The sequence below is a fragment of the Chryseobacterium sp. BGARF1 genome (assembly GCF_001677955.1).
Taxonomy (GTDB): Bacteria; Bacteroidota; Bacteroidia; order Flavobacteriales; family Weeksellaceae; genus Chryseobacterium.
Window position 1 is genome coordinate 71,677 of the sequence record NZ_LELA01000006.1, and the last position, 23,765, is coordinate 95,441.

19 protein-coding genes are annotated in these 23,765 nt (G+C 35.5%); 15 read left to right on the forward strand and 4 right to left on the reverse strand.

From position 1 onward, the window contains the following. Nucleotides 1-5: 5 nt before the first annotated feature. Entirely contained in the window at nt 6-1,244 is a 1,239-nt protein-coding gene (locus tag AB671_RS01995) for an OmpP1/FadL family transporter (RefSeq protein ID WP_066678876.1), read from the reverse strand. Nucleotides 1,245-1,521: 277 nt separating this feature from the next. Between AB671_RS01995 and ricT the strand changes: the two genes are divergently transcribed. The 6 genes from ricT (at nt 1,522) to AB671_RS02025 (ending at nt 9,696) form a co-directional block, all read left to right on the forward strand. Beyond that, nucleotides 1,522-2,961: a stage 0 sporulation family protein gene (ricT, locus tag AB671_RS02000; protein ID WP_066678875.1), complete on the forward strand. Its 1,440-nt coding sequence runs from the start codon at nt 1,522-1,524 to the stop codon at nt 2,959-2,961. Then, the gene (locus AB671_RS02005; RefSeq protein WP_066678873.1) at nt 2,954-3,415 is read left to right on the forward strand and encodes a gliding motility lipoprotein GldH; all 462 of its coding nucleotides are present in this window, start codon (nt 2,954-2,956) and stop codon (nt 3,413-3,415) included. The genes ricT and AB671_RS02005 overlap by 8 nt, the downstream gene beginning before the upstream one ends. A gap of 6 nt (nt 3,416-3,421) precedes the next feature. After that, a complete protein-coding gene (locus AB671_RS02010; RefSeq protein ID WP_066678870.1) occupies nt 3,422-5,803 on the forward strand; it encodes a penicillin-binding protein 1A in 2,382 nt (793 codons plus the stop codon). Between the two features lie 76 nt (nt 5,804-5,879). Then, nucleotides 5,880-7,421 (forward strand): protein adenylyltransferase SelO, encoded by a 1,542-nt coding sequence (locus AB671_RS02015; RefSeq protein ID WP_066678868.1) that lies wholly within the window; start codon nt 5,880-5,882, stop codon nt 7,419-7,421. 70 nt (nt 7,422-7,491) lie between these two features. Then, complete coding sequence (locus AB671_RS02020; protein ID WP_066678866.1) at nt 7,492-8,343, forward strand: T9SS type A sorting domain-containing protein; 852 nt, start codon at nt 7,492-7,494, stop codon at nt 8,341-8,343. A gap of 78 nt (nt 8,344-8,421) precedes the next feature. Beyond that, nucleotides 8,422-9,696, forward strand: a complete 1,275-nt coding sequence (locus AB671_RS02025; RefSeq protein ID WP_066678861.1) for a DUF6080 domain-containing protein — start codon at nt 8,422-8,424, stop codon at nt 9,694-9,696. 49 nt (nt 9,697-9,745) lie between these two features. Here the strand turns inward: AB671_RS02025 and AB671_RS02030 are convergent, their stop codons facing one another. Then, nucleotides 9,746-10,282, reverse strand: coding sequence for a sporulation protein (locus AB671_RS02030; protein WP_066678860.1), 537 nt, complete (start codon nt 10,280-10,282; stop codon nt 9,746-9,748). A 182-nt stretch (nt 10,283-10,464) separates the two neighbouring features. Here AB671_RS02030 and AB671_RS02035 point away from each other — a divergent pair, with 182 nt between their 5' ends. The 9 genes from AB671_RS02035 to AB671_RS02075 all read left to right on the forward strand — a co-directional run bounded on the left by AB671_RS02035 (nt 10,465) and on the right by AB671_RS02075 (nt 21,818). Then, the gene (locus AB671_RS02035; protein WP_066678859.1) at nt 10,465-11,823 is read left to right on the forward strand and encodes a c-type cytochrome; all 1,359 of its coding nucleotides are present in this window, start codon (nt 10,465-10,467) and stop codon (nt 11,821-11,823) included. Nucleotides 11,824-11,847: 24 nt separating this feature from the next. Then, nucleotides 11,848-14,910: a TAT-variant-translocated molybdopterin oxidoreductase gene (locus AB671_RS02040; protein WP_066678853.1), complete on the forward strand. Its 3,063-nt coding sequence runs from the start codon at nt 11,848-11,850 to the stop codon at nt 14,908-14,910. Nucleotides 14,911-14,940: 30 nt separating this feature from the next. Further along, the gene (nrfD, locus tag AB671_RS02045) at nt 14,941-16,338 is read left to right on the forward strand and encodes an NrfD/PsrC family molybdoenzyme membrane anchor subunit (RefSeq protein WP_066678851.1); all 1,398 of its coding nucleotides are present in this window, start codon (nt 14,941-14,943) and stop codon (nt 16,336-16,338) included. After that, on the forward strand, nt 16,325-16,846 hold the full coding sequence (locus AB671_RS02050; RefSeq protein WP_066678849.1) for a DUF3341 domain-containing protein: 522 nt from the start codon (nt 16,325-16,327) through the stop codon (nt 16,844-16,846). The genes nrfD and AB671_RS02050 overlap by 14 nt, the downstream gene beginning before the upstream one ends. Next, on the forward strand, nt 16,839-17,525 hold the full coding sequence (locus AB671_RS02055; protein ID WP_066678847.1) for a c-type cytochrome: 687 nt from the start codon (nt 16,839-16,841) through the stop codon (nt 17,523-17,525). The genes AB671_RS02050 and AB671_RS02055 overlap by 8 nt, the downstream gene beginning before the upstream one ends. An 8-nt stretch (nt 17,526-17,533) precedes the next feature. Continuing rightward, nucleotides 17,534-18,865: a quinol:cytochrome C oxidoreductase gene (locus AB671_RS02060; protein ID WP_066678843.1), complete on the forward strand. Its 1,332-nt coding sequence runs from the start codon at nt 17,534-17,536 to the stop codon at nt 18,863-18,865. A 150-nt stretch (nt 18,866-19,015) separates the two neighbouring features. Beyond that, nucleotides 19,016-20,035: a hypothetical protein gene (locus AB671_RS02065; protein ID WP_066678841.1), complete on the forward strand. Its 1,020-nt coding sequence runs from the start codon at nt 19,016-19,018 to the stop codon at nt 20,033-20,035. 52 nt (nt 20,036-20,087) lie between these two features. Continuing rightward, a complete protein-coding gene (locus tag AB671_RS02070) occupies nt 20,088-21,278 on the forward strand; it encodes an NTF2-like N-terminal transpeptidase (RefSeq protein WP_066678840.1) in 1,191 nt (396 codons plus the stop codon). Nucleotides 21,279-21,281: 3 nt separating this feature from the next. Next, a complete protein-coding gene (locus AB671_RS02075) occupies nt 21,282-21,818 on the forward strand; it encodes an adenine phosphoribosyltransferase (protein WP_066678839.1) in 537 nt (178 codons plus the stop codon). 182 nt (nt 21,819-22,000) lie between these two features. On the opposite strand, the gene AB671_RS02080 is transcribed toward AB671_RS02075, so the two are convergent. Both AB671_RS02080 and AB671_RS02085 read right to left on the reverse strand, forming a co-directional pair. Beyond that, the gene (locus AB671_RS02080) at nt 22,001-22,384 is read right to left on the reverse strand and encodes a hypothetical protein (protein ID WP_066678837.1); all 384 of its coding nucleotides are present in this window, start codon (nt 22,382-22,384) and stop codon (nt 22,001-22,003) included. Between the two features lie 6 nt (nt 22,385-22,390). After that, nucleotides 22,391-23,578 carry a hypothetical protein gene (locus AB671_RS02085; protein WP_066678835.1) on the reverse strand — a complete coding sequence of 396 codons (1,188 nt, stop codon included), beginning with the start codon at nt 23,576-23,578 and terminating at the stop codon, nt 22,391-22,393. Between the last annotated feature and the right edge of the window lie 187 nt (nt 23,579-23,765).

Below are 23,765 nucleotides of genomic sequence, written 5' to 3' on the forward strand. Positions count from 1 at the left end.
TAAATTTAAAAAGCATTATAAGATAAACCTAGACCAAAATAGAATGCTTTAGCCTTTGCCTGACCATAGAAGCCTAAATAATTATTTTTCACATCTCTGCTTTGTGGCATTGCATAACCGCCCGCAACATCAACTCCGAATTTTTTAAGTTTGAAACCTACCCCTCCTGTTAAAACAAAAGAATCAAAAGATGGTGTTTCCGGAATGAAGTTTTCATCAGAATAAGGAGACTCATCGTAATAAGCACCTAAACGACCATAAATCATATTCGTGAATGCATATTGAGTTCCCAATCTTACAGTTTTTGAATTTTTAAAATTCTTTGGAGCCACCAATATCGTAGGATCTGCCTGATTTCCAATTGGAGCATTAGCAAAATCTAAAGTTAGCTTGCTGTATCTTTCCCAACCATGATAATTAAAATCTGCCGAGATTAACCATTTTGGAGTTACCTTATACGTCAAACCAATTGTATATTCTTCTACAAGAGGTAAAGTTGCCGTAAAACTGTCTTGTCCAGCTCCATTTAACCCTAAAAGTGAATTAACTGTATTCTGGGCAGGAGCAACAAAAGTAGCTGTTCCTTTCTTAGCTTTCATATCTACCGGCGATCGGTAAGCGATGCTTACATCAAGTTTAGGATCGGGTCTGAAATAGAAACCAAAACCAAAACCATGACCGCTTGCTTTTTCGTCATTAATATTAACCGTTCCTCCAAATTGAGTTACCGCTTTATCCCAGTTTACTGATCCTCTAGCATAAATATAGCTAGCCCCGAATGACACCCAGTCAGCCATTTTCACAGAAACCATTGGTTGGAAATAAAAACTTTTCAGCTCAAGTTTCTGTACCATTTCTCTTCCTTCCCAATCGTAAGGATATTGAATTGTACTACCAAAAGGAGTAGAAAAACTAAAACCAATAGACAATTTATCGATCGGCTTATAAGCTATCGCCGCATAAATAGGCGTACCTAGAGGATTGTCAGTCTGTGTACTCGATAAAGTATTTAAATTCTGAAAAGTAACCTTATTACTTGCTCCAAAACCTCCCGCAACAATACTTAGTTTAGAAGGAATGAATGACATACCTGCTGGGTTAAAGAATGCAACACTTGCATCTTCAGCATGAGCACTGGTGTGCGCCATTGCCAATTGCTTTACCCCTTGCAAAGAAACTCTAAAGCCTCCCGCATAAGATAAAACACCAGCCAATAAAGCAGTTGATATTAATATTTTTTTCATAGACTATTATTATATAACCCAAATATAAAATTATTTTGAATACACCTGTTAATAAATCACAACATTTTAAACTAACAAGTAAAAGAAAGCTATGTTTAAAATAATATTTCAAACAAAAAACAAAATAACATACTCAATAACAAATATTTAAATTTAAAATTTTAACATTATACTAATCATGTTTAATATTAAACATTTTCAAAAATTAATATTTAGTACATTTGGAATTGTATAAAGATAAAAATCAATAAATTTGCAAGATTAAACAAATTATAATATGAGTTGTGGATGTAAAACATCTGGCGATTCTGCACATTCTTGCGGAACAAAATCTGCGAATGGCTGTGAAAGTGTAAATACCTGCGGTAATAGTTATAAATTAAGTGTTTTCGATTGGCTATCTAACGTACAAAACCCTGCATCAAACAGGTTTGATTTTGTGGAAGTTAGATTTAAAAATGACAGAAAATTATTTTATAAAAATGTAAATAATATCCCTTTACATATAGGTAGCGTTGTAACAGTAGAATCTAGTCCGGGACACGATGTAGGCGTAGTAAGCCTTACGGGAGAATTAGTGAAAATTCAGATGAAGAAAAAAAGAGCTTCAGAAGAAAACCCACTTAAAATATATAGGCAAGCCAACCAAAAAGACATTGAAGTTTGGCAGGAAGTCCGAAAAAAAGAAGAAAATATAAAAATTGAAGCCCGAAAAATTTCGCACAGAATTGGTCTTGAAATGAAGATTACTGATGTGGAATATCAAGGCGACTCTTCTAAAGTAACATTCTATTACACTGCTGATAACAGAGTAGATTTCAGAATGTTGATTAAAGAATTTGCAGGAGCTTTCCGTACAAAAATCGATATGAAACAAATCGGTTTCAGACAAGAAGCCGCAAAAGTAGGCGGAATTGGATCTTGCGGAAGAGAACTATGTTGCTCAACTTGGTTAACAGATTTCAGATCAGTAAACACCAACGTTGCAAGATATCAGCAATTGAGCATCAACCCTCAAAAACTGGCCGGACAGTGCGGTAAGCTTAAATGTTGTCTAAATTATGAATTAGACAGCTATCTTGATGCATTAAGCCACTTCCCTTCTTCTTCAACAATGATTGACACCGAAAAAGGAAGAGCTTTTTGTATAAAAATTGATGTTTTCAAAAAGAAAATGTGGTTTGCGTATGTAGACAGCTCGATGGCGTGGTATGATTTCGACGTTGATTTGGTAAAAAAAATGATTTCGCAAAATAAAAGAGGCGAAAGAACGTTACCTCTCGAAGATTTAAAACAACCTGAAATCTCTGTGAAAACGGTAGATTTGATTCAAGAAAACAGTGTTGATCGTTTTGAAAAGAAAAATAGAGGTTCTAGCAAAAACAGGAATCAAGGACAAAATCAAAACAGACCAAGCAACAATCAGAATCAAGGACCAAGAAAACCAAGACCTGAAAACAACAACCAAAGACCTGAGAGAAACGATAAAGAAGAGAGACCAGAAAGACAGGAACGCCAACCGCGACCTGAAAAACCGGTGAGACCTAATCAAAATAATAATCAAAGGCCTCAAAAACCACAGCAACAGAAACCCTCAATAGAAAAGACGGAAAATGTAAATGCTGTAAATAATGACACTGAGACAAAACCTCAGAATCAACCACCCAAAAAGAAGTTTAAAAAGAAATTTCCTCCAAAAAAAGATAATAATGCATAAAATTTCAGGGCTTTTTCTCCTTATTTTTTTGGTAAGCTGTAATGCTTCCGGAGAAGACGTTATCATGAATAACATTGATAATAAATGGAATAAGAAGACCGAACAAAAGTTTAATCTTGAAATTTCGGATCCGCAAAATCCTAAAAACCTTATATTTGTTGTAAGAAATAATAACGAGTATCCTTACAGCAATATAAGATTCATTGTTAATCTTACCAATCCGAAAACCAAAGCCAAGCAAATTGATACGCTGAATTATATTTTGGCAAAACCAAATGGGGAATGGCTTGGAACAGGATTTGGAGAAACGAAAGAAACTTTATTTCAGTATAAATTGAATTACAAATTCCCTGAAAAAGGTAATTATGAAATTTCTGTTGCTCAGGCAATGAGAAATGACAACCTTCCAGGAATTGAAGACTTAGGTATAAAAGTAGAAACGGCTAAACCGTAATTATACATGGAAGAAAACAAACAAAATAAAGGAAGCAAGGGAAAAACCTTCCCGCTTCCTCCTAAAAAAAATGCTAAAAACCCAGCTTGGAAAAGATGGGTAAAATTCATTTGGATCGGGTTCCTTGCAGTTGTTTTAGGTATTTCAGGGCTTTTCTTTGCAGTTTCCCAAGGTTTTCTTGGTGAAATGCCCGATGTAAAAGAGCTTGAAAATCCTGATATTTATGTTGCATCTGAAATTTATTCATCAGACGGAGTACTTTTAGGAAAATTTGAGAAAGAAAAAACTCAACCTATTCAATACAAAGACTTACCTCCTTACTTGATATATGCTCTTCAAGCAAAAGAAGATGAGCGTTTTAAGGAACATTCGGGTATTGACTTGAAATCAATTCTGAGGGCCGTAAGATATGGTGGAGACCGAGGTGGAGGTTCTACAATCACACAGCAGTTGGCAAAACTTTTATTCACTAAAGAGCCTTCAAAAAACCCTGTAAAAAGAGCCATTCAAAAGCTTAAAGAATGGGTTGTTGCGGTAAGTTTAGAGAAAAGATACACCAAGGAAGAAATCATCACTTTGTATTTCAACAAGTTTGATTTCACCTACAACGCAAACGGAATTGAGATGGCGTCTAAAATTTATTTTAATAAATCGACCTCGCAATTAACACTTCCGGAAGCTGCTGTATTTGTATCAATGCTTGAAGCGCCTATTGCCAATAATCCTTTAAGAAATCCTGAGCGCGCAAAAAGAAGAAGAGATGTTGTATTAGACCAAATGCTTGAAACAGGGTATGTAGATCAAGCAACTCACGACAAAGCAGTTGAAACTCCTATTACAACAGATTACCGTCCTATAAAAAATATCACAGATGATTATTCTGCGTACTATAAGTTTTATTTAAAAAAGGAAATAGATAATTACCTTAAAGACTATGAAAAAGAAACAGGAAAACCTTTAAACCTCTTCAAAGACGGTTTAAAAATATATGTTACCCTGGATTCTAAAATGCAGAAATACGCCGAAGAATCAATTAAAGAGCATTTAACTGACCTTCAAAAAAGGTTTGATGCAGAACAAAGAGGTAGAAAAAACAGACCTTTCTATTATCTTAATGACCAACAGGTAAATAAAATAATGATGCAGGCTGTAAAAAGAACTGGTCGTTATAAACAATTGAACAGAGCAGGAGTTCCTGAGGATTCTATTATGATGGAATTCCACAAGCCTGTAAAAATGTCTAGATTTACTTGGGCTGGTGAAGAAGAAGTAGAAATGAGCCCTTGGGATTCTATCAGATGGCACAAACAAATTGCACAGGCAGGCTTAATGTCTATGGTTCCAGGAACAGGTGAGATTAAAGCTTGGGTTGGAGGGATTGATTGGCAGCATTTTCAATATGACCACATCAAACAAGGAAAAAGACAGGTAGGATCTACCTTTAAACCTTTTGTTTACGCTACTGCTATTATGAAATTAGGTTTAACACCTTGTTCGACGATTTCTAACGCTACTTTTACCAAAGGCAATTATCGAGTACCGGGAAGAGGAGGAATGCTAACTCTAAAAGACGCATTAGCTCACTCTCAAAACCCTGTTGCATTGAGATTGGCTGAAATGACAGGAACTCAAAGTGTCATTCAGACCGCAAGAGATTTGGGAGTAACTGAAGAAATTTCAACAAGTTTACCAATGGCTTTAGGAGCTTCAGATATTACGATTTATGAAATGCTTGGAGCATATAGCACATTTGCCAATTACGGAAATTACAACAAACCAGAAATGATCTGGAGAATTGAAGACGTAAACGGAAGAGTGATAAAAGAAGTGATTTCTGAACCGAAAGAAGTAATGAATCCTAATTACGCTTATACCATGATTGAATTGATGAAAGGTGTAGCACAATACGGTACAGCTTCAGGAGAATTGGGAAGACGAGGAGTGTCTAAGGACATTGAAATTGCTGCAAAAACCGGAACAACTCAGAATAACTCAGACGGTTGGTTTATGGGTATTACTCCTAAATTAGCAACCGGAGCTTGGGTGGGCTGGGAAGACAGAGCAACGCACTTCTTAGGAACAGGTGAAGGTCAGGGAGCAAAAATGGCATTGCCAATCTGGGCAATATTTATGAAAAAAGTATGGGCTGATAAAAGTTTAAAAATATCACCTGACGATAAATTTGTAAAACCTCTTGATTGGAAAGACGGCTGCTCAAATCTTCAAGGCTTAGGCGGCGGATATGGTGACGATGGAGGATTACAAACCATTGATGATTTAAAAAACCCACGTCCTGCAGACAACGGACAAAAAAATAACCCTGGTAAAAAAGAAGAAAATGTAAATGAACACCTGAATACCAGTGAAGATGTAGATTTTAACAAATAAACTTATTGATCATTATCATAAGACCTTTCAATAATTGAAAGGTCTTTTTTGTTTCTTCTTTTAATATCTTTGAACTATGAATATCGACAAGATTACCCAGCCTTTTACAAAGATTTTCCCAGGAGACTTCTCAGGAAATACCATTCAAAGAAATACTCCCAAAGTTCTTTTTTCAACTGTCGAGCCCGTTGGATTTGAAGATTCTGAACTGATTATTTTTAACGAAAAGCTTTCAGAAGAAATAGGATTGGGAAAATTAGACGAAAAAGATATTGACTTTTTAGCCGCCACCAATTTACCCGAAAACATAAAAACCTACGCCACCGCTTATGCAGGACACCAATTCGGAAACTGGGCTGGTCAGTTAGGAGATGGAAGAGCAATTCTCGCCGGTGAAATCACCAATGAGACAGAACAAAAAAACGAAATTCAATGGAAAGGAGCCGGAGCAACACCCTATTCCCGCCATGCAGACGGAAGAGCCGTTTTAAGGTCTTCTGTTCGTGAATATCTGATGAGTGAAGCCATGTATCATTTGGGAGTTCCCACAACCCGAGCTTTAAGCTTAAGTCTCACTGGTGAAAGTGTAGTTCGTGATATAATGTATAACGGAAATCCTCAAGAAGAAAAAGGAGCGGTCGTTGTAAGAACTGCGGAAAGTTTTCTCCGCTTTGGTCATTTTGAATTATTGTCGGCTCAGAAAGAAATAAATACCCTTACCGAGTTAGTAGATTTTACAATTAAAAATTATTTTAAAAATATAACTGCTCAGGGCGAACAGAAATACAAAGACTTTTTCAGTGAAGTTTGCACCAAAACTGCAGATTTAATGACTGAATGGTTTAGAGTAGGTTTTGTACATGGCGTAATGAATACTGACAACATGTCGATTCTAGGCTTAACGATAGATTACGGTCCTTTTTCGATGATGGATGAATATGACCTCAATTTCACACCCAATACCACAGACTTACTCGGAAGAAGATATGCTTTTGGAAAACAAGGGCAAATCTCACAATGGAATCTTTGGCAATTGGCCAACGCTCTTTTTTCCTTAATAAAAGATGAAAAATTCTTGGAGGAAACACTCAATCGTTACGGTAATTACTTCTGGGAAGTTCACGACAAGATGCTGTGTAGAAAATTTGGTTTTGATGAATTAAGAAAAGAAGACGAAGAATTTTTCACGAATTGGCAAGGCCTCATGCAGGAACTTCAACTCGATTATACTCTATTTTTTAATCTCTTAGAAAAACTTGAAAGTATTTCTGATATCAAAACAGATTTTCAGAAAATATCTTATACATCTTTGGACGATGCTAAAATAAAAAAGCTTGAAGATTTTATAAAAACATATAATCTCCGATTAAAAACCAATACCATTTCAAAAGAAGAGTCTTTAGATTTAATGAAAAAGGCAAACCCGAAGTTCATTCTCAGAAACTACCTTCTTTTTGAATGTATTGAAGAAATCAACAATGGAAAAACCGAAATGTTAAAAAAACTCACAAAAGCTTTGGAGAATCCCTATGAAGAAATTTTTCCCGAATTTTCGGTAAAAAAACCTGCGAATTATGACGATATTTCCGGATGTTCTATGCTTTCTTGTAGTTCTTAGTGTAATTTATTAAAGTTTTCACACTTACATGTAATTATATTGACTAAATTAGCAAAAAAAAATAATTTTCATGAAAAAAATTCTACTTTCTTTAGGCATTTTGTCTTGTTTATCAATGAATGCCCAGACATTATTGTCTGAAAATTTTGAAGGAACAACATTCCCTCCAAATGGATGGGTTAGAACAAACACCAATGCAACTCGTCAATGGGATTTATCTACAGTTAATTTTCCAGGAACTACAGCACAAGATCTTGAAACAAGAGACCACTTTACAATTACTGGTAACAACTCAGCAACTATCAATTGGGTAGGCACAGCTAATACCGCTAATCTTACGAGTCCTTCATTTACTTTAGTTGGCGCAGCTAGTCCAATACTGAAGTTTAACGTGGTTGTAGGTTGGTCTTATATGATTGACATTGACGCCGGAGATTTAATCGCTCAAGTATCAACTAATGGAGGAACATCTTGGACCACTCTTTGGGACGAAGATACCGAACCAGGATTTACTGATGACGGTGATGGTGATGAAGATTCAGATACATATAATACAGTTGCCGTACAGAAAAGTCTTAGTCCATACATAGGACAAGCGGATGTCCGTATCAGATTTCAATATAGTGGCGCGGATGCTGATGCCGTTGCGATAGATGACGTACAGGTTTTAGCAACAACTCTTTCTACCAAAGAAGTTTCAAAATCTAAAACAAGCATCTATCCTAACCCTACAAAAGGAGAAATCAACATCAAAACTGATAAAAAGATAAAATCTACTACAGTACTTGATTTGTCAGGAAAAGTTTTATTACAAACTAGTTCTGAAAGAGCTAATATCAGTTCTTTCACAAAAGGGACTTACTTACTTAAAGTTGAATTTGCTGACGGAACGAGCAAAACAGAGAAAATTATCAAAGATTAATTAATATTCTTTTTAATATTTTTAAACCCATCTTTTCAGGTGGGTTTTTTATTTTATTTTTGCAATAAATTATACAGGGTGTCATTTAAGTCAAAATTAATCAACTTTTTTAAAATCGTATTTCCTTCTTCGTACACAGAATGGGGTATATTTATTTTTTTCATCATCGCGTATGGCATATTCGGAACTTATTTAGCCCAGCATTACCGCATTATTTTTGATGCAAGAATTCCTTGGGATGGATATTTCAGTTTCGACAACAAAGCCATCGTCATGAGCGGCGGGAGCTTCGAAAGACATCCATTATCTTATTATTTTTTCAACTGGGTTCGCGAGCTTGCTTTTTATATTTCAGATGGAAAAACGGGAAGTAATTTTAGATTAACATTGGCATGGTTGAGCAATATCACCATCAGTTTAAGCTTAATTCAAATATTTAAATATTTAAAAAATATCGTTCGCCTTCCCATAGGATTAAACTTATTACTTGTTGCTTTTTTTAGTGTTTTTTCAACTAATATTTTATTGTCATTCACGCCAGAAACCTATACTTATACCCTATTTTTATTGGTTTTATTTAACTATTACACAGCAATAAAATTCCAGAAAAATAAAAAAATTGCAGGCACAGCTTTGGTTCTAGCAGGAGTTGCAATTGGCGGATTAACAGTAACAAATATTGTAAAAGTTTTTATCCCTATCGCGTTTGAAAAAGATGTTTTTAAAAGCTGGAAAAAATTTGGCAATGCTGTTTTCAGAGTCGCGCTTACCTGCGTAACTTTCATCTTGCTTTACCTTTATCGAATCGATTTTAAATACACCAATATTCTCTCAAAATCAGGAGAGCAATATGAGAAGTTTTCTAATGTAAAATCTACTCCGACTTGGGATATGATTTACTCCTATTTTTTTGGAGGAAGCATCCTTTTTCCAAGCTTTTTTATCCGTGAAAAGCACAATATGAAAGGCTTTTACTACAAAGCTCTTTTCATGAATGTTTACACTTCAATCGTTCCTTATTTATTCATAGGATTACTTTTAGGACTTGTTTTATGGAGTTATTTTAGAAATTTCAAGAATAAATTAGTGCAAATTATCATGCTTTCTTTATTGGTTGACATTTTAATTCATTGCGTTTTCAGATTTGGACTTCACACTTCTTACATTTACGGAGGGCATTTTGTTTTTGTTTTCCCAATTATGTTGGGATGGCTATTTTATTCTTACAGAAAATCACCAAAAATGATGTCATTTTTCACGTCAATCATTGGAATAATGCTGGTGTATTTACTTTTTAACAATTACATGAGAATGTGGGAATTTTATGATTTTGTGAATCAATTTTATAGATAAAAAAAGGCTGAGAATATTTTTCTCAGCCTTTTAATTTTTATTTAAATCTTTATTTTGCCTCTGCACAGAAAACTCTGTACTGAACTGGCGTTGCAGATTTAAAGTATTCTTTTATTTTAGCCAAATCACTCGCGGCACTTTGTTTTGAGAAATAACTTCCTGCCAAAATCTTATAATTTGGTCTTAAAGAAGCATCTGTTTCAACTTTTAGGTTGGGAAATCTTTTTCTAAAATAAGCTTTAATCTCATTAGCTTCTTCATTACTTTTCACCGTTGTAATCTGAATTTTAAAGCCTAAAATTCTAGGATTTTTTCTACAAATTTCTGCATTTGTCAATTCACGACTGGGAACGAATATTTTTGCAGGCTTTGCGGGAGCATCATCATCAATACCAGAAAGCCCTTTTGTCACCGCAGTTTTCGCACAACGATCCTCAATTGCAGTTAAAGCATCGCTCACACGAGCATCCATAGTAATAATCAGCTCAGTTCCAGACAATGTATCCTTCTTTACAACCTGCTGGGCTTCAACAGTATAAAAACCCATTAAAGAAAGTAGAGAAAATATTTTGATGATTTTTTTCATTTAAACTTGTTTCCGCAAAGTTATAATAATTTGAAAATACAGCAAACAGAGTTATTTAGAATAGTTACAAATTATAGCTATATGACATTTTACCTTTTGCTAAAGCCGTTAAATTCTTCTTAAAAATATTATTTTTGCGGGATTGATACACATTCAATATTTACTAACATAAGATAATTTAAATGATTAGTTGGAGAAAGCATTATAAAAAAGGGCTGATTGCGATAGGGTTATTGCTATCAACAAGTGCTTCAATTTACGGGCAAGACGGAGATCCTAAAAATGGTGAGAAACTTTTTAAGGCAAACTGTACGGCATGTCACGCTTTAGACAAACAAGTTGTAGGACCTGCACTGAAAGGTGTGGTTGACAGATTGAAAACTGAGCAAGGACTCGACACAGATTGGCTTCACAAGTGGATTAAAGACAATAAAGCACTTAGAGCTTCAGGCGACAAGTATGCGAATGAAGTCTTTGAGAAATTTAATAAAACTGAAATGCAGCAATTTCCTAATCTTGCAGATAAGGATATTGACGATATTTTAGCGTATACAACTAATCCTCCTGAACCAGCACCTCCAGTTGATGATAAAACACCAGCTAATGGAGACGCTGCAAATGCTGCACCAGCAAACAATACAACTTCAAGTATTGTGATTATTTCACTTATTGCTATCGCAGGATTATTAGCTTGGATTTTAATCAAGTTAAGACAACTTGTAAAACTAGGTCAATCTGAAGAGCTTTCATCTCTTAATGAAACTAGAGTAAAATCTTTCAGCGAGATCTACGAAAAATACCACTATATCGGAAAAGGAGCTTTAGCTATTCTTGCTATTTTAGCGACTTACGGTATCTGGAACTGGATTATGTGGATTGGTGTTTACAAAGGATATAAGCCTGAACAACCTATCTACTTCTCTCACAAAATTCACGCTGGAGAACAGAAAATCGACTGTCAATTGTGTCACTCAAGTGCTAAATACGGTAAAGTATCTGAAATACCTTCTATGAACGTTTGTATGAACTGTCACAGAACTGTTTCTGAATACAACGGTAAATACATGGAGCCAGGAAAAGACAAAGCATTCTACGACGGAGAAATCCAGAAGATCTATGCGGCTACAGGTTGGGATGCTGAAAAACAACAGTACACTGGGAAAACTACCCCTGTAGAATGGACAAGAATCCACAACATGCCAGATTTCGTTTACTTCAACCACTCTCAACACGTAGTAGCAGGTGAGCAAGCGATTATCAATTCATTCAACAAGAAAAATCCAGACAACAAAATCGACGTAGTTTGTAAAGCTTGTCACGGAAAAATCGATACAATGAACGTTGTACAAATGGCGAACGATTTCACTATGGGATGGTGTATCGAATGTCACAGAACAACCGAAATTGATATGAACAACGGTTATAATAAAGAATACTTCAAAAATCTACACGAAAAGCTTAAAAAGCAATACCCGAAAGATGGTGGTAAAATCACTGTAGATGCAATTGGAGGTCTTGAGTGTGGTAAATGTCATTATTAATAACTAAAAAATTAGAAGTATAAAATGGCTTCAAACAAAATACAATTTAGAAGTATTCACGAACTTAAAGACCCTGCCTTAACTGGTAAGCTGGCTCTTAAAGAGTTCCAAGAAGAAATTCCGGTAGAAGATTTTCTGGAAAGTGCCGAAAAAACTGACGGTACATCGAGAAGAGATTTCTTAAAAATATTAGGATTCTCTACGGCAGCCGTAACTTTAGCTGCTTGTGAAGCTCCGGTAATCAAAACGATTCCTTACGTAGTAAAACCACATGAAATTATTCCTGGGGTTCCCAACTTCTACGCTTCAACATATTTTGACGGTTTCGACTTTGCAAGTGTTTTAGTAAAAACCAGAGAAGGTAGACCCATCAAAATCGACCCAAACCCGGCAGCTGGAGATTTAGGTAAAACTAATGCAAGAGCTCAGGCAAGTGTACTTTCTCTTTATGATAACGACAAAGTAAAACAGCCGAAATTTGAAGGTAAAGATGATACTTTTGATACGGTAGATACTTTTACAATCAAAGGTCTTGAAGAGGCTAAGGCTTCTGGTAAAAAGATTGTTCTTTTATCTCAGTCTTTCGCTTCACCTACATTCAAAAAATTGTTTGCTGAATTTAAAGCAAAATATCCTACCGCTGAATTAGTAACTTATGATGCTTTCCCTTATTCTGCAGCTTTAGATGCAGCTCAGGAAGTTTTCGGACAAAGAGCATTGCCGGTTTATGACCTTAAAGGATCTGAATTGGTGGTTGCTTTCCAGGCTGATTTCTTAGGAGACTACAATGCAGCGAGCTTAGAAACTTCTTATGCAGCGGCAAGAGTTCCGGGACCAAACATGTTGAGACACGTTCAGGTTGAATCTAATATGTCTTTAACTGGGGCAAACTCAGATTCAAGATACAGACTTAAGCCTAGCGATGTAAACAAAGCTTTGGTTGAAGTTTATAACGCAATTGTAACAGGTGTTGCTGCAAAAAGCAAAGCTGCTACAGATATTGTAAAAGAATTACAAGCTAAAGGAAGCAGAGCGGTTGTTTTAGCTGATGGTTCTAAAGCTGCACAGGTTTTAGCACACTTAATTAACCAAAAATTAGGTTCAGTTGCTTTCACAGGTAAAGCAAACTTCTTAAGAGAATTTGATAATGCAAGATATCAGGAATTTTTAGGTTGGGTAAATGCAGGACAAGTTGGAGTATTGATTACAAACAACGTTGACCCGATTTATTCTAACAACAAAGGTCAGGATTTCAAAAAATCTTTGGCAAAAGTTCCTTACGTAATTGCAGTTACAGATAAGAAAAACGAAATGTATAAAGCAGCAAAAGCTGTAATTCCGGTAGCTAACTGGCTAGAATCTTGGGGGGATATGGAACCTCAGACTGGAGTTTATACATTAATGCAGCCAACAATCCAGAAAATCTATAAATCAAGACAGATTGAAGAATCTTTATTGGTTTGGAAAAACGGAAAAAACAATGCTGCAAACAATTACTACGATTACTTAAAAGCAAGTGCGGCTTCTCTTTTAGGAGCGACTTCTTTCAACAAAGCTTTATATAACGGTATTGTTTCTTCTAATAATGCAACGATGTTGTCTTATGCTGGTGGAAATGGTACTCAAGCTGTAGCAGAATTAGGAAACTTTAAAGCTGCAGGATTAGAATTAGTTCTTTATACAAAAACTTCTATTGGAGACGGAACTCAGGCAAACAATCCTTGGTTGCAAGAATTACCAGATCCTATTACAAGAATGTCTTGGGATAACTATTTAACAATTTCTACCAAAGATGCTGAAGAATTAGGAATAGAAAACAGTCTTAATGCAAGAATGCAGTTGGATGGTTCTCTTGTAAATCTTACAGTAAACGGAGTAAAAATAGAAAACGTACCAGTATTCATTCAGCCAGGTCAAGCAGACGGATCTGTTGGTCTTGCTTTAGGATATGGTAAAAAAGATTCTGGCGCTACTGCAGATACTGGGGTAAATGCTTATCCTCTATTTGACGGGTCAAACTTGGTGATTTCAAACGTATCAATTGAGAAAACGGGTGAAGAGCACGAGTTTGCAGGAGTTCAGCTTCAGAATACACTAATGGGTCGTTACGAAATTGCAAAAGAAGTACCTTTAGCAGAATTTATTAATGTACCTTTCGATGACGAACATAAAGGATGGAATAAGCCTTTGGAATATCACACTATCAGTGGAGCTCTTCCAGCAGGTAAAATTGACCTTTGGGATGCTTTTGATGATACAGATGGTCCTCACTTCAACTTATCAGTAGACTTAAACTCTTGTACGGGTTGTGGAGCTTGTATCATTGCTTGTCAGGCAGAAAACAACGTTCCTGTAGTTGGTAAAGAAGAGATCAGAATGTCTAGAGATATGTTCTGGTTAAGAATTGACCGTTACTATTCTTCTGAGAAAAAAGTGACTGTTTATGATGGTCTTAAAGAAGGAATGGCAGTTCCTGAGCTTTACGGAAGTAGCGTACTTGGTATTGAAGGAGCATTAGAAAACCCAGCAGAAAATCCAGATGTGATTTTCCAGCCGGTAATGTGTCAGCACTGTAACCACGCTCCATGTGAAACTGTTTGTCCGGTAGCGGCAACTTCTCACAGTAAGCAAGGACAAAACCATATGGCTTACAACAGATGTATTGGAACAAGATATTGTGCAAACAACTGTCCGTACAAAGTAAGACGTTTCAACTGGTTTACCTATAACTTGAATGACAAGTTCGATTTCAATATGAATAACGATCTTGGAAGAATGGTTCTTAACCCTGATGTTGTTGTAAGAACAAGAGGGGTAATGGAGAAATGTTCAATGTGTATTCAGGAAACTCAGGCAACAATTTTGACTGCGAAGAGAGAAAACAGAAAAGTAACAGACGACGAATTTAAAAATTCTTGTGCTTGTGCAGCAGCATGTTCTACTGGAGCAATGCAGTTTGGAGATATGAATGATAAAGAATCTTCAGTTAGAAAATTATATTCTAGCAACAGAAGATATCATTTACTTGAAGAGATCGGAACCAAACCAAATGTGTTCTATCACGCTAAAGTAAGAAATAGAGTATAAAATAAAGTTTAAATAATAAATAGGTAAAAAATGTCAGGACATTACGAAGCTCCGATAAGGGAACCTCTGATTATTGGTCACAAAACTTATCACGATATCACAGAAGATATTGCACGACCTATCGAAGAAAGAGCAGGTAAATTATGGTGGATCTCACTATATGCAGCCTTAGTTCTTTTCATCTACGGATTCGGCTGTATCGCTTATACTATCGGGACAGGTATTGGAGCATGGGGGCTTAACAGAACTATTAACTGGGGTTGGGATATTACCAACTTCGTATGGTGGGTAGGTATCGGTCACGCCGGAACCCTAATCTCAGCAGTATTATTATTATTTAGACAACGATGGAGAATGTCTGTAAACCGTTCTGCGGAAGCAATGACAATCTTCGCAGTTGTACAGGCGGCAATCTTCCCGCTTATTCACATGGGTAGAGTTTGGGTAGGATATTGGGTATTCCCTCTTCCTAACCAGTTTGGTTCTCTTTGGACTAACTTCAACTCGCCTCTACTTTGGGACGTATTTGCAATCTGTACGTATTTCTCTGTATCAACAGTATTCTGGTTTATCGGGTTGATTCCTGACTTTGCTATGATCAGAGACAGAGCTAAAACTCCTTGGACTAAGAAAATCTATACCCTACTATCTTTCGGATGGGGTGGAAAAGCAAAACACTGGCAGAGATTTGAAGAAGTATCTTTAGTATTGGCAGGTTTGGCAACTCCACTTGTATTCTCGGTACACACTACGGTATCTTTTGACTTCGCAACTTCAGTTATTAAAGGATGGCACTCTACAATCTATCCTCCTTACTTCGTAGCTGGAGCAATCTTCTCAGGATTTGCAATGGTACAAACACTATTGTTAATTGCTAGAAAAGTTTGTCACTTGGAAGACTACATCACAATGTATCATATCGAAATTATGAACATCGTAATCGTTCTTACAGGTGGTATGGTAACAGTAGCTTATGCAACTGAATATTTCATCGGATGGTATTCTGGTTCAAGATATGAAGACTTTACATACCTTTCTCCAGGTGCTGCAATAGGACCTTACTGGTGGGCATTCTGGGCATTGATTATCTGTAACCTTGTTATTCCGGCGTTGTTCTGGTTTAAGAGAGTTAGAACAAACATTATTGCAACATTTATCATTGCATTAATTATCAACATCGGTATGTGGTTTGAGCGTTTCGACATTATCGTAATTAACCTTTCAAGAGATTACTTGCCTGGTTCTTGGACGATGTTTAAACCAACCATTATTGACGTAGGTGTATATTTAGGTACAATCGGATTCTTCTCTGTATTATTCTTATTATACGCAAGAACATTCCCTGTAATTGCACAGGCAGAATTAAAATCGATCTTGAAGATCTCAGGTGAAACTTATAAAGTAAAAGAAGGAGATGAGCACCACTAAAATTGTATACGGACTTTATGCCGATGACGACGATTTAATGAACGGCGTTAAAGCATTCAACGATAAAGGAATTGCAATAAACGAAGTTTATACCCCATTTCCTGTTCACGGCCTAGACAAAGCTTTAGGTTTAAAGAAAACCAGAATTTCTGATGCTGCTTTCATTTATGCGCTTTATGGAGTTTCAATTGGTTTGACGGTTACTTGGTACATTATGAACCATGACTGGGCACAAAACATTGGTGGTAAACCATCTTTTAACTGGGTAGACAACTTCCCAGCGTTTATTGATCCGATGTTTGAATTGATGGTATTCTGTGCAGCTCACATGATGTCTCTTACTTTCTTTGTAAGAAATAAAATGTATCCAGGAGCTCCTGCACAAAACCCAGATCCAAGAACTACAGATGATAAATTCTTGATGGAGTTTGTTACAGAAGATGTAGAATCTGTAAAGCAGTTGCTTATCGAAACGGGAGTAGAAGAAATAACTGTTAAAGATGCTTAAAATGAAAAAGAATGTATTAAAAATTACAGCAATTTTAGGTTTAACTACAGTTTTACTTAATTCTTGCGGACCAAATGAAAATGCACCTCTAGTATATTTCCCGGATATGTATTTCCCTGTGGCATACGATCCGTTGATGAAAGCTCAAGATGCTTATTCAGATCATGAAAATGAAATTCCTGCATTTGTAAGAAATAACGGTGCAACTGGCCTTGCTCCTGTAGAAGGTTCAGTAGCTCAAAATAAAGACGGAGTATTTGAAGAAGGTAAACTTCCTAAAACTCCGGATGAATATAACTCAGGTTATGACGCTTCAAAAGCAATAGGTACTTCTCCTCTTAATCCTGCTAACGCAGCGAAAGATATAGAAAGAGGTAAAATGCTTTTTGATCGTACTTGTTCAGCTTGTCACGGAACTGGTGGTGACGGACAAGGACCAATCGTACAAAGCGGAGCTTATTCTGGTGTACCAAATTATGCAGACAGAGAAATCACTGTAGGATCTGTACATTATGTATTAACAAACGGTAGAAATGCTATGGGATCTTATGCAGGGCAATTAAATCCTGGAGACAGATGGAGAGTGGCAATGTATGTAATGAGTGCTTTCAAAAAAAGCGCAGCTCCGGCTCCCGCAGCAGCGCCAGCAACAACTGAGACTACCGAAACTAAAAAATAAGAAAAGAAATGTATAGTTTTTCACCAAAATTAAAATCAACTTCTATTATCCTTCTTGTTGTAGGTTTAGTTTTATTTGCTGCAGGTTTCTTTTTAAATAAAGGAATTACTACAGAAAAAATAGAACACATGATGGAAGCAGTGCATTCTGCAGGTCATGATTCTCCTACACATTCAAGCGAAATGGTGGGACCTCAAGATCATGCTGCACACTTAGAGCACGCGGAAATGCAGGTTCACAACCAGCCATTAGCTTCACTTCATTTTGTAGCAGTATTTTTCTTCGGAGTAAGTTGCGCAGTATTATTTTTCTACTGTATTCAGCATGCTGCTCATGCAGGATGGCCAATTATTATCACTAGAGTGATGGAAGCTATTGCTTCTTACATTCCTTGGGGTGGTGCTATTTTAGTAATCTTGATGATTCTTAATATCACGCACAACGGTCACCTTTTCCATTGGATGGATCCTGAATTAACAAAAGAAGGATCTCCACACTTTGATGTTATCTTATTTGAAAAGAAAATATTCTTAAATATTCCTTTCTACGCAGTAAGAACTTTAATTTATGTAATTGGAGCTTCATTCTTCGCATGGAAATTAAAAGCTCAGTCTAAAAAAGTAGACGATACAAAATCTTTGGTTGAGTATCAGTTCCTTTACAGATGGGCAGTAGGATATATCGCATTCTTCGGGTTTGCTTCTGCAGCTTGGGCTTGGGACTGGTTGATGTCTATTGACCCTCACTGGTATTCTACAATGTATATCTGGTATTCAATGGTTAGCTGCCTTTCAAGTGGTATTGCGGTAATCATTCTATTAAGTGTTTATCTTAAGAAAAATGGTTTCTTACCACAGTTTAACGACAATCACTTGCACGATCTAGGAGTTTTCCTTTTTGCTACAAGTATGCTTTGGACTTATACTTGGTTTGCACAGTTCATGTTGTATTGGTATGCAAACATTCCGGAAGAGGTAAATTATTTCTTCGGAAGATTTGAGCACTACTCTCCTACTTTCTTACCGATGCTTGTTGTAAACTTCTTATTACCTTTATTGGTATTGGTAAGTAGCAGCATCAAGAGAAACTACAAAGTAGTAACTATAATGGCAATTGTAGTAATCTTAGGTCACCTTTTAGATTACTTCAACATGGTAATGCCAGGAACAGTAGGTCCTTACTGGAATACTCCAGAAGTTCTGTTATTAGTATTGGGTGCTATTTTATTTATCGCAGGATTATTTATGTTTACAGTGCTTTCAGCATTAGCTAAATTAAAATTAATTCCTACAGGTAACCCTTACTTACATGAATCTGAAATTTATGAGTATCCTTTCTAAGGACTTATAACAAGATAAACTTTAAAAAGACTGATTATTAAAATCAGTCTTTTTTTTTGCAATAATCAAAAAAAGCCAGGCAACCATTTCAAAAATATTTCGTCTTATGAATAGATTTTAATGCTTACCTTTTAAACTAAATTAAAAACTATGAAAAAAACTATTCTTTTAAACTTTCTGTTGATTCTACTATTCAGTGTATTCAATGCGCAAAGCATTACTTTTGTTTCAGAAAAGACAGATGCTCCACTTCCTAAAGTTTCGGTATTTGGAAAAAACGGAAATATTCTGGCAACATCAGACATTGATGGAAAAATTGAGAAATCAGCTCTTTCTCCCGAACAGGAAAAATTTCAGTTGGTGTATGATAACATGTCTATCGCCACTTTATCATTTAACGAAATCAATAAAGAGGTTGTAAAACTAAATGACAGAGTAAAAGATATCGAAGCGGTTGTCATAAAAAATAATAAACCCGCGAAATATGTTTTTGTAAGAGGTAATTTCAATACCTATGTTACTCTAAACAGTAAACTGAATTGTTATGCAGATGGCGTGATCACTTATGTTTTCGATAATAAAACTAAAAAACTGAAAAGTACCAATGTAGAACAGTACAGAATTTTCAGACTGGAAGATGCTAAAAATGAAAAAAAAGAAACCGGTTCTTGGGATTACAATAGCTTTTTAGATCTGCCAAAATTAAAGGATGTAGGAAATATTGAAGAGTACAGATCCAAAAACACCAAAATCAAAGAGCTTAAAGGTACTAAGAAAGACGAAATAGAAATTACAGGCGAAGGTTTACAGGAAAAAGAATTGGCACTATTCGGTTACAGAATATATGATATCAGGGGTATCGTTAACCATTCATATGAAAAAGATTCAAAAAAAACATTAAGAGATTTTCTTGAGTCTAATGAAATTGCTTTCATCAAGCTTAAACATAAAAGCGAGCCTAACTACAATCAAATTATTGCTTACAGAAACTTTTATCCAACAGAACTAAGCTTCAGTGATGATAATAATGTTGAAGGAAAAGTAAAATTCAATAAAAACAATAGCAGTTACCAGTCAAATTATTGGCAGGATGCGTCTTTCCCAAACATGCAGGCAATTTTCAGTTCATTCTTTAAAGATGATTTAAAAGAAAAAGAAAACAAAAAATAAAAAATCTGTATTAATAAAGGTTTTACTAAATTTGTCGTAAACCATTATTAAAATGAAAAAGTTTTCTTTGCTACTCATCTTCAGTCTGTTGATGTTTACAGCATGCAAAAAAGATCATGTAGATGCGACTACGACACAGACTTTACAGTCGAGTATCAACGATATGGCGTCTGATCTTACCACCATTAAGCAGATAAAATTCAATGAAGCGCTATATATTCTTAAAACTTTCGGTGTAGAAGCTGAAGGTGATGTAAACGAATTGAAAGCATTGGGTCAATTGATCAACGGCAAAAAGGTGCCTGAAATTTTGGCTTTGGCAGATCAGGTAGCACAACAAAACGGTATCGAATGGGCAAGTACAGCTCCTCCTTCATTAGGAGAAATGAATATTTTCGGTGATGAAACTGCTAAAGAAAGTGATCCGAATGATGTAAGAGCAAGCTCATTAAGCATTCTTACCCAGCTTTCAGGAGACACAGGAAATGGGCCAACTGCGATGCAGATCGTACCAAGATTAGTTGACAATGCAGGAAATCCTATTGCCTTTACAGGTGCTGGTTTAGAAACAACTTTAGAAGTATTCAGCAACGGTGTAAAGCTTTCAACCGCTAAAAACCTAATGCAGGATAATAACTTTAAAGGTTTTCATCTTAAATTTTCATCTTTATTGGCTTCCAAAATTGTTGACAATAAAATTGACATTACCGTTTCTGTAAAAACTACTGCCAAGACTTTCAAAATGTCGAAAATTGGTTTAGATGTAAATCCTTCAGCGTTAAAGGTTCCTGAAGTACCTAAAACGGATTCTACGATGATTGAGCAAGATCCAAATGCAGTAATTGATCCAAGTAATCCTACGATACCGCCAACAACGACCACAGATCCAGCGACAGCAACTCCGGCAGCACCAAAACAGCCGACTGCAGATCCTAAAAATACGGTAAGCAAGTTTTTAAATAATGTAAGTTCTCAAAATTTAAAAGCAGCTTTCGAATCTTCAAGCAACCCAAGTTGGGGGTCTTATGAATCGTTCTCAAACCCTACTTCAGGGTTTGGAGCTGTAAAGAATGTAAGTGTTAAAAACATTACAACAAACGGAACTGGCACGAATGCATCAAGTGTTAATGCAACATATGATGTGACCGATAAAAGTGGAAAAACAACCTCTTTAAAAGTTACTTTTGGACTTAAAAATGTAAACGGAGAGTGGAAGATCTCAAGTTATAAGATAAATCCTTAAAATATGGCATCTCAGGAACTCATCAAAAAGCTGGAAGCAACTATAGAAAACATTCCTGATTTTCCGATCCCGGGAATTCAGTTTAAAGATATTACACCGATCTTTCTTGATCCTAAATTGTATGAAGAAGTAATCGAAGATCTGGTAAAATTCAGCAAAGGAAAAGTAGATGCTGTCTGCGGAATAGAAAGCCGCGGTTATCTTTTCGGGATCGCGATCGCAGTAGCTTTGGAAGTTCCATTTATTCTGATCAGAAAAAAAGGAAAACTTCCACCACCAATCATCTCAGAAAAATATGATTTGGAATATGGAAGTGCCGAAATAGAAACCAGAGAAGGACAAATAAAAAAAGGACAACGCATTTTAATTCATGATGATCTTTTAGCAACCGGTGGAACTACAGAAGCCGCAGCAAAACTCGTAGAAAAGCAAGGTGCAGAAGTCGTTCAGTTTAGTTTTTTAATCGGTTTAAAAGGTTTGAAAGGAGACGAAAAACTTAAAAAGTTTAATGCGGAAATCTACCATACTTTAGAATATTAAATATTTTTTATCTCTTACATTTTATTAATATCTATATTAGTTTACGTGTTTCCCTGTGTAGAATTTTTAGTACATCTATACCTTTTCTACATATGTAAAATCTCAAAATATCTTTTTCTCATAGCTTACCAATTTGTAGGAAAAATCAATAAAATAAACCACTGCGTTTGCAGTGGTTTATTTTATTTTCTGAAATTTTTTACAATCAATAGTATTGAACTTACTATAAAAGTCAATAGAGGTATAACAAATCCCAATGAAATCCTTTCGTAATTATTTTGGTCAAACACCCCTGTTAGAAACAAAGAAGATACTAATAAAGCAATAAAACAGAATAATAATAGAAACCTATCTTTACCTTTTCTACATAGAAGAAAAATTATTAGAGTGGCTATTAGTGAAATCCCCAATAGTCCCCCAATCCAAAAATCTATATCTGGATTATTACTATTTACCAAAAGATTAACTATTATATACAATATAGAAATAAAAATAGGCAATCCTACTTCCTGTAAACCAAAAATAAGTAAAAAAGAAACAACAGAAATAACTTTTAAAGTTTTCATAAAATTTTAATTACAAGTTTTTTTAGTTGCAGGAGCTGTTCCAGGCTGTGGTAAGCCACCAATTAAGTTAGCAACAGTATCAGGAGTGTCAATTCCTGAGGTATTGGTGCTAACTCCAGCATAGCTTAATACATTAAGAGTGAAATCTGCACAATTGTTAAACCCAATATCGTATGTGTACCCAGAGTATGCTACAGAAGCCGCGATAATCTGTTGTAATTGTGTAGGTGAGATAGTACCTACATTCCATGAATGAGTATAAGCATGTCCGCCATTGTCCCCAAAAATACCAGGTCCAGTTATAGATTGATTGAGTCCATTTTTAGGATAAAAACCGAAAGTCATCGTATTATTGCCTTGTGTGATTGAAATAAATGCGTGACCAGGAAATGAACTAAACACTTTTTGAGCATAAACTTTTAAAGTTGCTGGTTGATTGATATTTAAGCATTTTAAATAATCTTTCAAATCTGAAATTGCAACATTTGGAGGAGGAGGAGGTGGAAGCACGGGGGTATTTCCACCACCGCTGCCACCGCCACCGCCTGAACCTCCACTAGAGCCCCCACCATTACAATAACCATACATTTCACACTCTCCAGGTAATACTGGAGCTTCATTAAATACAGGTTTTAATGGCCCTGAAATGATAACTTCTTCAATATCTCCGTATCCTCCGTCTTTATTGGCTGCAATATTTGCGTTTGGATAATTGTAGGCATTTTCAAAAGCAGAAAAATACTCATCATATTTCTCAGTAGCATTTTCTAATTTAAATAATCCTAAGAAAGTATTTTCTTTGTTAATTGTAGAAAAATAAAGTTCATAAACTTTTTCATTTTTAATTTTTGGAAAAACCATATAGATATTTCCCTTTTCATCCTCAATAACTTGTGAATGTACTCTGAAATTAATAAATGAATCTGGTGCTGGAGCTTTTACGTTAAGACCTGTATAGTTTGTATTATGTTTTAGGTCGTAAGAATAGTAGGCTTGTAAGAAATCTAAAGCATACGCTCTACCTAAAGAAGAATCATTTTGAGAACTTTTACTATTCTCATAGTTTTTTTTATTAAAAAGACTAAATGTCTTTTGCTCATCATTCCTTTCCGATAATCCTTCCTCTTGTCTACAAGAGATTATTCCTAATGTAAGTAACAGGAAATAAAATAGATTTTTAATTTTTTTGTTCATAAATGTTAAAGATTTTGTGATTAAAGGTTTGTTTTAATAAAAATAATACTCTGCTAATTTTGCTTCAAACAAATTTTACTTTTTTTATTTTGATTGTTGTAAGAGCCTGTTTAAAAAATGAATAATAAAAAAGAGTATGGGCTAAAAACTGGCTAAAAATTGTCATTTTAGAGTTGCAAAACAAAAA